This is a genomic window from Streptomyces sp. NPDC101191, assembly GCF_044767915.1.
GTDB lineage: Bacteria > Actinomycetota > Actinomycetes > Streptomycetales > Streptomycetaceae > Streptomyces.
Genome location: NZ_JBIWOU010000002.1, coordinates 1 through 10,424, shown reverse-complemented (window position 1 = coordinate 10,424; position 10,424 = coordinate 1). Strand labels below are relative to the sequence as shown.

Here is a 10,424-nt window from a genome sequence, read left to right as displayed (position 1 = left end):
CCCCACCCCACAAAAAATTTTTTATTTTTTTTACTACTCTTACTTGTTGCAATCCCCGCTCAACCGCATAACGTTTTTTTGTGGGGGGGGCCCCCCCGGGGGGGGGGCCCCCCCCCGCCACTGCGTTTAGCCCAGCACGTCCGCAAAACGTTTTGCGCACCTGCCCCTTGGTTGATCGCAGGCCAATGCTGAGTGCCGGGCTGGACCCGGAGGGCATGGGACGAGGACGCGCTCTGTGGCTCCTGCGTCGGGATGAACTCGACGACTCACTTGCAAGGGCTTCGGGCCGCCCTCAGTCTCGCCATCTCCCTTCGCAGGTCCTGGCATATACCTGAAGACGCCGTACTTGAGTACCTGAGTGCGACACCCGCACAGACGCAGAGCAACCCGCACCGAGCCTGAGCACACTGACCCCGCCCCCATAGACGCGAATGCTTCGCGTGAGGGGCGGCTGGCCGACCGTCTCCCCCGAGGTTCGTTAGACGTCGTTTCTTTTGGCGTGATCGTTCGTTGATCCGTGCATGACGGATCTGGTTGAGCGGTTGGTGCCGGAGGAGTTGTGGGTGCTGTTCCGGCGGGTGGTGCCGCCGACCGTGGTGAAGCGTCCGCAGGGTGGGGGCCGGCGCCGGGCCGGTGACCGTGAGGCTCTGGCCGCGATCGTCTTCGTGGCGACGTCGGGCTGCACCTGGCGCCAGCTGCCGCCGGTGTTCGGACCGGCCTGGCCCACGGTCTACCGGCGCTTCGCTCAGTGGAGCCGGGAACGGGTCTGGGCCCGGTTGTATCGGGTCGTGCTCGACGAACTCGGTGCCCGGGGTGAGCTTGACTGGTCGCGGTGCGCGATCGACTCGGTCAGTGTCCGGGCTGCAAAAGGGGGCCTTTGACGGGACCGAATCCGACCGATCGCGGCAAGCTGGGATCGAAGATCCACCTGATCACGGACCGCAACGGACTGCCGCTGTCTCTGGGGATCTCCGGTGCGAACATGCATGACAGCCTGGGCCTGGAGCCGCTCGTGCGCGGGATCCCGCCCATCCGCTCCCGTCGCGGCCCGCGCCGCCGGCGCCCGGCGAAGCTGCACGCCGACAAGGGTTACGACTACGACCATCTGCGTCGGTGGCTTCGCAGCCGTGGCATCCGCCACCGCATCGCGCGCAAGGGCGTCGAGTCCTCACAGCGGCTCGGCCGTCACCGGTGGGTGGTTGAGAGAACCGTGTCCTGGTTGGCCGGCTGCCGGCGGCTCCACCGACGCTACGAGCGCAAGGCCGAACACTTCCTCGCCTTCGCGGGATAGCGGCACTCCGTATCTGCCTCCGGCGACTGACTGCCTGAATCCGGCGATGTGGGCGGGGTGGTGAGCCCGTCCCGTCATAGACCCGACGGGTGGATGGAAAGCCAGTCGGCATGCCGATCGCGCGTCCGATCCCGTTCCCCGGGCGTAGCGAGGAAGACATCGGCGCCGCCGTCGTAGGGGTGGTAGATGCGTCGCATCCGGGTGTCGGTGATGAGGACTCCCGCCACCTTGTCGTCAGCGATGTCACGGAGCAGCTCGTCGAGGCAGCCGTATCGCCAGGGCTGGCAGGTGGCGAAGAGGTGGCAGTAGGTACGGAACTCCGGGTCTGGATCGTCCTTCACCAGCAGGGTCTGCCAGTAGCCATCGTCTGGCCGGGATGGCGGAACCTCGGCTTCGGTCGCCCAGACCGGGGTGATCACATAGACGTCCTCACCGGCGAACAACTCATCGAGGACGGTGTTGTACCGCTCCAGGACGATGGCGTATTCGTTCTCGTCCTCTGCGTATCGCTTCGACTCCGGCAGGCTGTGGAAGCGCACCCAGCGATCCCGGTACGGGTCGCGGAGCTTGTACCCGACCGGAGGACAGTCGGGCCAGTGCTGCTGCCACAGCTCGGTCAAAGCCGTTTGTACGCCTCCAGACACTTGCCGCACCCGTCCTCTCGCCATCGGCTCCCGTCGACGACCATGATGCCCGGCGCCCACCCACCAACAGAAACGACGTCTTAGTCGACTTACGGAGCTCGCCAGGGGGTGGTGCAGATGGCGGGGGTTGCTTGCTAGTCGGCTTTGAGGTCTCCGGTGGGGGTGATCTCGATGGTGAGTTTGAGCTTGTTGCCGTGCGTCCAGTCCAGGGCGCGGTCGTACTGGAGGCGTCCGACGACGATGCCGGGGGCGATACCGGCTTGACGGGCGAAGGACTCGATTTTGGTGAAGGGCGTGGGTCGCTGGGCGAGGCGCCGGTAGGCGGCGGCGTGTTCCGGTGGGATGAGGGTGTCGGCGGCGAAGGCATCAGCCTCGGCTTCGCTGCGGTCTCCTTCGGGGGTTGTGTCGCTGTCGCGGCGGGTGTCGTCGATGAAGGTGAGGCGCTTGCCGTGCAGGAGGACATGACCGAGCTCGTGGAAGAGGGTGAACCAGAAGTGGTCGTCCTTCTTGAATCGATCGCTGAGCGCTACGCCGACTTTTTCCGGGGTGAGCCACCGGGTGACGCCGGAGACGCGGCTGTTGGGGGGCGCGGGAACGAGGACCACGGCGACGCCGGCCTGGGCGCACAGGCGCGTGATCTCGGCACGCCAGACTACGGGTTCTTCGATTGTCAGAGCACGCAGCCGGGGGAGGAGGTCCAGTAGGGCCGTGCGGTCGAACGGCGCGCAGATCAGTTCGCGGGCTTCGATCTCGGCCTGACGCAGCCAGACGGCGGTGGCGTAGTCGTCGGGCCTGAGAACGGTGGAGCGCCGGAACGCGGTCCGGTAGCCGCGCCATACGCTCTCCGCGACCTCGGGGTCGGCGACGCCGAAGAACGTCAGCAGGCGTTCGAGGTTGTCTACGGTGCATTCCTTGGTCGGCAGGATGCCCCGCTTGACGAGTTCCGTCAGGGAGAAGCGCTTGAGCCAGTCGAGCTGGCTGCTGAGGGCTTCGCGGCTCTCGGCGCGGCTGACGTGGGTGCGCCAGGCGGCTTCCATCTGGTTCCAGAGGGAGGCTGGGATGCCGACGGCGCGTTCCAGGAGCAGTGCGGTCTCCGGAGTGAGGACGGCGCTGCCTTGGACGATCTGGTTGATGTGCTTGGTGGACAATCCGGTGCGGCGGGCGAGATCGGCCTGGGGGATGCCCAGTGTTTCGAGTTGTTCTTTGAGAGTGTCGCCTGGGGGTAGGACGTCGTCCGGGCGGTATGGCTGGTGTGTGGCGGCGGGCGGGGTCACGTGAGTGCCTCTCGGTCGGCGAGGCTGCGGGGCGGGCCTGAGGGCGGGGTCAGGGGCAGTGGATCGCGGTGACGATCACTGCGCGTACGGCGTGCTCGTCGAGGGTGCCGTCATCGAGGGTGGCAGGTGGGTCGTCGCGCGGGCGGACGACGAGGTCTCCATGAGTGCCGAGCGACACGAGTCGAGTGAAGCAGTCACCGTTGGCGGCGGGTCGCAGCCGCGCTGCCGCGATATGCCGCAGGTCAGCCAGCTGGTAGGCGGCTGACATCTGGCCGAGGCGTCGGAGCAGCGTGGTCGAGCCTTCATGGCCGAATCGATCTCTCCGGGCAGGGCCGCTGTTGCAGACACGGGCGAGCTCGGCGTCCTCAAAGACGATCTCCACCAACGACCTCAGAATCCTCTTCCGTATACCTACTGCTTCCATGCTATCCTCCGGATCAAGGTTGACAAGTTTCATGAACCTAGTAGGTACATGAAACTGGCCCCCGCTAGAGGTCGCAAGCACTCATCGAAGGGAAAGCCGATGGCAGGGAAGAGCAGTGCATCCAGTAGCAAGCGTGGCCGCAGTGCGATCACGGGCCGGTTCGTGAAGCAGTCGGCGGTCCGTCGCAGCCCGTCGACGACCGTCAACGAGTCGGCCTCGAAGAAGCCCAAGAAGAAGTAGCTCTCGTCCAGGACCCAATGCCAGGACAGCGCCCCGCCAGACGCCCCGGCACCCACCCGTCCGAACACGCGCTCCCCACTTCAGGAGGACCCCATGTCCCAGGACAGCCATGGCCCCAAGCCCGTCACGATCATCGTCAACGCCCGCCCCCACACCTGGGAGGCGAAGGAGATCACCTACGAGCAGGTCGTCAACCTCGCCTACCCCGGTCAGCCGCCGAACGAGCAGGACACCTACACCGTCCGCTACAGCCGCGGCCACGACGGCCACGGCACGGGCAGCCTCACCGCCGGCCACAGCGTCCGAGTGAAGAAGGAGATGGTCTTCGATGTCTACCGCACTTCTCGCTCGTGACCCCGACCTCTCCCGCCTCCTCGACGACGGCTACGACATCACCCTCGTCGCCGGCCACATCATCGTCCGGATCCCGTACGTCACCGACAACCGCACCGTCGAGCGCGGCTTCCTCGCCCACCCCGTCACCATCGCCGGAGACCGCTTCGTCTCCGGCACCGACCACCGCATCTGGTTCGGCGGCTCCGCCCCCTGTGACGAGCACGGTCGCCCCCTGACCCTCGCCAATCCGGAAACACGGGTCATCGCCGACAACACGCAGGCGAACTTCATGCTCTCCAGCAAGCCCCCGGACGGCTACCCCGACCAGTACACGAAGATCACCGCGTACGCCCGGATCGTCGCCGACCACGCCCACACCCTCGACCCCACAGCCACGCCCACACCCGGTGCCGCGTGGCAGGAAATCGAGGACGACAGCCCCTTCGCTTACCGCGACACCGCCACGTCCCGCGCTGGCATCACCGCCGTCAACCGCCGCTTCCGAGGCCAACGCATCGCGATCGTCGGCCTCGGCGGAAGCGGCAGCTACATCCTCGACCAGGTCGCCAAGACCGAGGTCGACTCCATCCTCCTCATCGACGGCGACACCTTCGACAACCACAACGCCTTCCGCGCCCCCGGCGCCCCCACCCTCGACACCCTTCGCGCACGCCCGTCCAAGGCCACCTACTTCGCCTCGGTCTACACCCACATGCACCGCGGTGTGACCGGCTGCGCGCAGTACCTCGACGAAGACAACCTTGACCTCCTCGACGGGGCGACATTCGTCTTCCTCGCCTCCGACGACGCCGCCAGCAAACTGCCCGTCATGGACTGGCTCGAAGCCCACGACGTGCCGTTCATCGACGTCGGCATGGGCATCGAAGAGATCGACGGCCACCTCAGCGGACTGCTCCGCATCACCACCAGCCTCCCCGGCCGCCGAGACATCGCACGCCACCGCATTCCCCGACCCGCACCCGAACGCGACGCCTACGCCAGCAACATCCAGACCGCAGACCTCAACGCGCTCAACGCCATCTTGGCCGTCATTCGCTGGAAACGCTCCCTCGGCATCTACGCCGACGCCACCGACGAGGCCCACACCACGTACTCACTGATCACCAACGAGATCGCCAACGAGGACCTCCCGTGACCCCACCAGACACCTTGCGCCCGGTCTTCACCGAGACCTTTCCCCCGGCCATGGACGCAGGGGTCCTCTACATCTCGATCCCCTACCGCACCTGCAGCCACCTATGCTGCTGCGGCTGCGGCCACGAGATCGTCACGCCTCTCTCCCCAGCCCAGTGGTCCCTCACCTATGACGGCGAGAACGTCTCCCTCACCCCCTCAATCGGCAACTGGTCCCTTCCATGCCAGTCGCACTACTGGATCCGTGCCAGCCGCGTCCGCTGGAGCCGCCGCTACACACTGGCGGAAATCGACCAGAACCAGGAGCGCGACCGCCGCCTACTGGCCGCCCACGACAGAGAAGAGCAGCGGCCGCGACGCAGGGCAAGTCTCCGCCGTTACTTCAGGTTCTGGCGTCCGTAGACCGGTGAAGACGTCGTGGAGCGCAAGAGACTGCCTTCCCCCCGCCCGCAGCCTTCCCCATTGCCACGGGCGGGCGGATCTGACTGCCCCGCCCAGACGACGTGACAACCGAGTTGCAGCGGTCCTCACGCACGAGACCCCGGGATCGTCGCGGCCCCGGGATATCGCTGTCGACGTCAGGCCCAACTGACACCCAGCTCCGCGAGGGCGGCGAGCTGCTCTGCGGTGAGCTTGTCGCGGCGTTGTTTCTGGTTGGAGTACCAGATCCCCAGGGCCAGATCGTGTTCCTGGTCGTCGATGACGATCTTCTCTCGGTGGGTCCGCTTCACCGTGGACTCGCCCTCTCGGGCGACGTACTGGGCGAGGGCGGTCAGGCCGCGTTGGAATGCCTGCTGTGCCTTGTTCGGGCCCTTCGTCGTACGCGCCGCCGTCGGGGCGGGGGCCGGTGCCTGGTCGGGCTGCACGCCGAGCTTCGTCAGTCGTTCTTGCTGTTCGGTGGAGAGCTGCTTCCAGGTGCCTGGCTTGCGTTGCTGCTGGAGCCATCGTCCGATGTCGTCGCCCTCGAAGAGCACGCCGGGCTGGATGTCGGGCAGCACTCCACCGTCCTCGTCGGCGGCGAGGTCGGCGAGCACCTTGTAGTGGCGTTGCCAGTCGAGGGGCCAGGGGCAGTTCCAGTCCGGGTCGATCGCCACCAGCTGCGCCGCCCGCTCCGCAGCCCGCTCGGGGTCCTTTCCGAGGCCGTCCTTGCGGCGGAGGTTGGCCATGTGCTGCCCGACCGGCACCAGGCCCTCTCCCTCGCCTTCGCCCCACATCGCGTCTTGTCGGGGTGCGAGGTGTCCGCTGGCGCGCTGGTAGGAGCGCAGCGCGGCGAGCTTCTTCTCCCACGCTTCGTCGCCGGGTTCCCAGACCATTCCGGCTTCGTCGAGGAGTTCTTTGCGGTGGGGGTCGAGTTCACCGGCCCGCAGCGTTTTTCGCTGTTGGTGGACCCATCGCCCAAGCGGGAACGTCTTCGTCGTCCCGACCTCGGTCTCGACGTCATAGGGAACGGCGTGCAGGCCGGTGATGCCGTTCTCGGTGCGCCAGCGGACCAGGGCCTGGTAGCCCTCGAGCCAGACGAGGGACTGGGGCCGGATGACGCGGCAGCGGGTGAGGGCGGCGATGTCGGCGGCGTCGCGGGGGGAGGCGAAGTTGACCACGACCGAGGTGACCCGGTCGACCTCCTGCTGAGCCTCGCTGCTCTCCTTGAGCATGTCCCCGTTCTCAGGGCTGGCCGCGCCGGCGGGGTGGACGTGAATGCGCCGCCGTTCGATACCGCGGGTCAGGGCGCGGGAGGCGAGCTGGTCGACCATGCGTTCGGAGTGCGAGCGCAGGGCTTGGAGGACGTCGACCAGGGGCTGGTAGCTGGCGGAGGCCACCATGTCCTTCGGGTCCTCCCCGGGCTGGAGGAAGACGGGGATGATGATCCGCGCCGTCTTGGTCGTGCCGTCCGGGTTCGGACGCAGCGCTCGTCCGATGTTCTGGACAATGTCGACCTGGGAGCTGCGCGAGCCGACGATGCACACGGCCTCGACCCCGCGCAGCCCGGTGATGTCGACCCCGACCCCGAGGGCCCGTACCGAGGACAGGAACGCCCGGTGCACCCGCCGGTTCTGGGCGTCGATGCCGTTGGCGAACCGCTGGATCACCGCACGCCGGTGCGCGATGGGATGGTCCCCGCACAGCCAGTCCGCCCACACCCTCTCCGCAGGCACATGACGGCCCCCCTCCAGCTCGTACAGCTCCGCGTCGATCGACGACGCGGGCAGCTGCTCCGCCCCTGCCAGCGCCGCCGCGGAGGCCTCAGAGGCGTATAGCTCGGCGGCCGTCGCCGGCATCTGCTCGGCGAACGCCGCGGCTTCCTCGACCCGCTGGTGGAACACCATGGTGGTGTGCAGATTCCGCTGCGCCGCGTGCTCCAGCAGTGCGGCCTGGAGCAGGGCCATCCGCCGACCGCGCAGCGCGTCCTCCGACAGCCCCAGGATCGGATCCGGGTCGCGGATCTCGAGCACGTCGATCTCGAACCCCGCAAGGATCGAGCGTTCCACCGCCTCCGCCAGCCCGAGATCGAAAATCCGGGTGCCGTAGGTGCGGGAGTCGTCCTCCATCGACGCGATGACCAGCTCCCGCCCGTCCCGCCCACGCTGCGGCCGGGGCGCGGCGAGGATCCGCGGGGTCGCGGTCAGGTAGAGCCGGAAGTCGACAGGGATCCGGCTGTTGTCGTGGATCGCCGCCCACGGCCGCCCCATGTCCCCGGCCGTCATGTGCGCCTCATCCAGAACAGCCAGGTCGAAGCCCGCCATCCGCTGCCCATACAGCCGCTCCCCGCCCGCCAGAGCCGCCTCCAACGGCCCGCGCACCGTCCGCCGCCCCGTGACATCGGCGGGGTCCTCCCGGTCGACCAGAGACGCGTACGTGGCGAACACGACCACCGGCCCGCTCCCTGCCCACAGGGCGAGCTGGATCGGATTCGTCGTGGCGCGTACTCCGAGCTGCTCCAGGACCTCGTCCTTGTCCACGGAGCAGACCGCGACCATCTGCGATCGGTGCCCGGCCCGGCGCCAGGTCTGCGCGCTCTGCACGATCAGATCCAGAGTGGGCACCATGACGAGAATCCGCCCGTTCGGAAAGCACTCAAGGGCGCTCGAGGCGGCCGTGATCGTCTTCCCGGACCCTGTCGCGGACACTCCCATGGCCCGCGCCCCCTCGGAGGGCACGGATGATCTTGCAGGGAACCCTACCCAATTTCGGAAAGCCGACTTCTGGTCTACCTGATGTTCCCTGAGGGAGATTCCCTGCATTTCTGGTTTTCCTTTTTGCGGTGCTCGGGTAGGGGTGATGTTGCAACCTCAGCCCGTGGGGCCAAGGCCCCGAAGTCCCCATTCGCCGAGTCCGGCGTAGATGGTGGCGGTGAGGCATTGGGGTGCGTCCATGACGTCGGCTTCGCCGCGGTAGACGGCGACCAGCGAGTCGGTACCGCGCCACCAGGTGTCCGCGAGGCCGGCAACCTCCGGGACGGCCTCGAACCCCTCGAGCACGAGCTCGTCCACGGCAGCGCCCTTCAGCGTTGGGGTCGCGCGAGCCCAGTTGCGGGCGTGGTCCGCCAGAGCCAGGGCCTCCACCCACCCCTCGATACTGGCGTGCAGGGGCACCCATTTCCCGGCGTGCAGACCGAACTCCCCGTTCGGCCCGATCATGAACGAGTAGGGGAGAGCCGTACGCTGCATGCTGGCTTCGAAGTGCCAGTCAGGATCCGGCCCCTCGGGTACATCCCCGCTGAGCGTCCGCGGCCCTCCGTCATAGTGAGGAGAAGGAGGAAGAGCCAGACCACCCCACACCGCCTCGAAGACGGCCACCCGATCGATCTGAGCCGCAGGAACCCCGTGCTCTGCCCACCGAACCCTGTACCGCTCCACGTCGTAGCGACCGGTCCAGTATCCATGAGCCCGGATGAACCCGTTCGCCCTGCGCGTGAGCCCCGCAGGAATATCTGTATCGATCGCCATTTCCCCACCCTAACGTACGCCCTATTTTATCCAACGCTACATGCTGCATCAGTATGAGGCGCACGCTTCCTGAAGTACCGACACGACGAGCGATGGCAGGACCCCGGCATACTGGCCAGTCATGGACAGACGCAGCACACGGCGGTTGACACTGATGGTCGACGGGGAAGCGTTCGAGGTCACCGAGCGACCCGACGAGTTGGGTACATACGACTTCACCCGGCTGTCAGGCCCCAACCCCGGATACGGCTTCACTTCGGCCATGCAGCCGGCCAGAGCATTGAGCGAGCCGGAACTACAGTCGTCAGCCCGGGACTTCTTGAAGCAGGTGGACCCCAGCACCGGACACATCGAATAACCACCCCGGGCACCCGCCCTCGATGACCGCCCCGATAGTCCCCCGCACAACGGGGTACACGGCTGCGCATGGCATCGAAGACCGAACGCATCCAGTTCCTGCGGGCCGTGCGGCAGCTGCACCGCGTCCGCTCCTTCTACGCTGCGGGGGCCCTGCTGTGGGCGGGATCCTCCGCCTGGACCGGCTGGCAGGCGCCCGGAACCCGGCAGATGTGGGTGTCCCTCCTCCTCCTGGCCCTCTTCACCGCTCTCCTCCTCACCGCCGACCTGTCCCTGCGACGCCTCACAGCCCCCACGACAGGCCGGCCCGCACATCACGCCGCCCCCCGCAAAACGGCACACCCCCGCCACGCCCCGGCCTGAGCACATCAGATCGCCTACCGCGGCCGGCACGCAGAAGAGCCGAGCAGGCCTGCCCCGCATCAAGCCCAACCACCCACACAGCCCCCGCAGCCAGCCCGGTCCGCGTCAGCGGACCTCAAGGGACTGAAGGCGCAGCCGAAAGGCCCGTCAGGGCGAGGGAGCGCAGCGGACTCGCCCAGGCCCAGCTGGAGCGAAGCGGAAGCAGGGACCGCGAGGCGCAGCCGAGCCGCTCCGGGAGCGCAGCGGACGGAGCGTCACCCGGCCTGCGCAGCAAGGCCGGGTGAGCCGCGGGCGAAGCCCGCGGCCAGCGCTCCCGCGGAGCGGGAGCGCAACCACCGCGCGCAGCGCGGTGGTTCACTTACACATCGCGCAGCGATGTGGTACCCGCTCCGCGGG

12 protein-coding genes are annotated in these 10,424 nt (G+C 67.6%); 7 read left to right on the top strand and 5 right to left on the bottom strand.

Annotated features, from left to right (window positions below):
- The first annotated feature begins 530 nt into the window (after window positions 1–530).
- Window positions 531–1,291, top strand: a protein-coding gene (locus tag ACIRQF_RS07000) for an IS5 family transposase (RefSeq protein WP_404091707.1) whose coding sequence is annotated in 2 segments (ribosomal slippage) — window positions 531–870 and window positions 870–1,291 — 762 coding nt in all. Because the reading frame shifts where the segments join, the coding sequence is not laid out codon by codon here.
- Window positions 1,292–1,365: 74 nt separating this feature from the next.
- On the opposite strand, the gene ACIRQF_RS06995 is transcribed toward ACIRQF_RS07000, so the two are convergent.
- The 3 genes from ACIRQF_RS06995 to ACIRQF_RS06985 form a co-directional block, all read right to left on the bottom strand.
- Window positions 1,366–1,911, bottom strand: coding sequence for a hypothetical protein (locus tag ACIRQF_RS06995; RefSeq protein ID WP_404089591.1), 546 nt, complete (start codon window positions 1,909–1,911; stop codon window positions 1,366–1,368).
- 158 nt (window positions 1,912–2,069) lie between these two features.
- Window positions 2,070–3,209, bottom strand: a complete 1,140-nt coding sequence (locus ACIRQF_RS06990; protein WP_173317448.1) for an ImmA/IrrE family metallo-endopeptidase — start codon at window positions 3,207–3,209, stop codon at window positions 2,070–2,072.
- A 49-nt stretch (window positions 3,210–3,258) separates the two neighbouring features.
- Entirely contained in the window at window positions 3,259–3,591 is a 333-nt protein-coding gene (locus ACIRQF_RS06985; RefSeq protein ID WP_073882904.1) for a hypothetical protein, read from the bottom strand.
- A gap of 141 nt (window positions 3,592–3,732) precedes the next feature.
- Between ACIRQF_RS06985 and ACIRQF_RS06980 the strand changes: the two genes are divergently transcribed.
- From ACIRQF_RS06980 to ACIRQF_RS06965, 4 genes are all read left to right on the top strand, one after another.
- Window positions 3,733–3,873 carry a hypothetical protein gene (locus tag ACIRQF_RS06980; RefSeq protein WP_404089589.1) on the top strand — a complete coding sequence of 47 codons (141 nt, stop codon included), beginning with the start codon at window positions 3,733–3,735 and terminating at the stop codon, window positions 3,871–3,873.
- 93 nt (window positions 3,874–3,966) lie between these two features.
- Window positions 3,967–4,227 carry a multiubiquitin domain-containing protein gene (locus ACIRQF_RS06975; RefSeq protein WP_328565104.1) on the top strand — a complete coding sequence of 87 codons (261 nt, stop codon included), beginning with the start codon at window positions 3,967–3,969 and terminating at the stop codon, window positions 4,225–4,227.
- Window positions 4,202–5,365, top strand: a complete 1,164-nt coding sequence (locus ACIRQF_RS06970; RefSeq protein WP_404089586.1) for a ThiF family adenylyltransferase — start codon at window positions 4,202–4,204, stop codon at window positions 5,363–5,365. Before ACIRQF_RS06975 ends, ACIRQF_RS06970 begins: the two co-directional genes overlap by 26 nt.
- 50 nt (window positions 5,366–5,415) lie before the next feature.
- Window positions 5,416–5,766, top strand: a complete 351-nt coding sequence (locus ACIRQF_RS06965) for a DUF6527 family protein (RefSeq protein ID WP_404091704.1) — start codon at window positions 5,416–5,418, stop codon at window positions 5,764–5,766.
- 176 nt (window positions 5,767–5,942) lie between these two features.
- Here the strand turns inward: ACIRQF_RS06965 and ACIRQF_RS06960 are convergent, their stop codons facing one another.
- Together ACIRQF_RS06960 and ACIRQF_RS06955 are read right to left on the bottom strand one after the other, a co-directional pair.
- Window positions 5,943–8,603, bottom strand: a complete 2,661-nt coding sequence (locus tag ACIRQF_RS06960; RefSeq protein WP_404089584.1) for a Helicase associated domain protein — start codon at window positions 8,601–8,603, stop codon at window positions 5,943–5,945.
- A gap of 48 nt (window positions 8,604–8,651) precedes the next feature.
- Window positions 8,652–9,029, bottom strand: coding sequence for a hypothetical protein (locus ACIRQF_RS06955; protein ID WP_404089582.1), 378 nt, complete (start codon window positions 9,027–9,029; stop codon window positions 8,652–8,654).
- Window positions 9,030–9,429: 400 nt separating this feature from the next.
- On the opposite strand from ACIRQF_RS06955, the gene ACIRQF_RS06950 reads away from it, so the two are divergent.
- Entirely contained in the window at window positions 9,430–9,666 is a 237-nt protein-coding gene (locus ACIRQF_RS06950; RefSeq protein ID WP_404089580.1) for a hypothetical protein, read from the top strand.
- Between the two features lie 68 nt (window positions 9,667–9,734).
- Window positions 9,735–10,028 (top strand): hypothetical protein, encoded by a 294-nt coding sequence (locus ACIRQF_RS06945; protein WP_404089578.1) that lies wholly within the window; start codon window positions 9,735–9,737, stop codon window positions 10,026–10,028.
- Window positions 10,029–10,424: the final 396 nt, after the last annotated feature.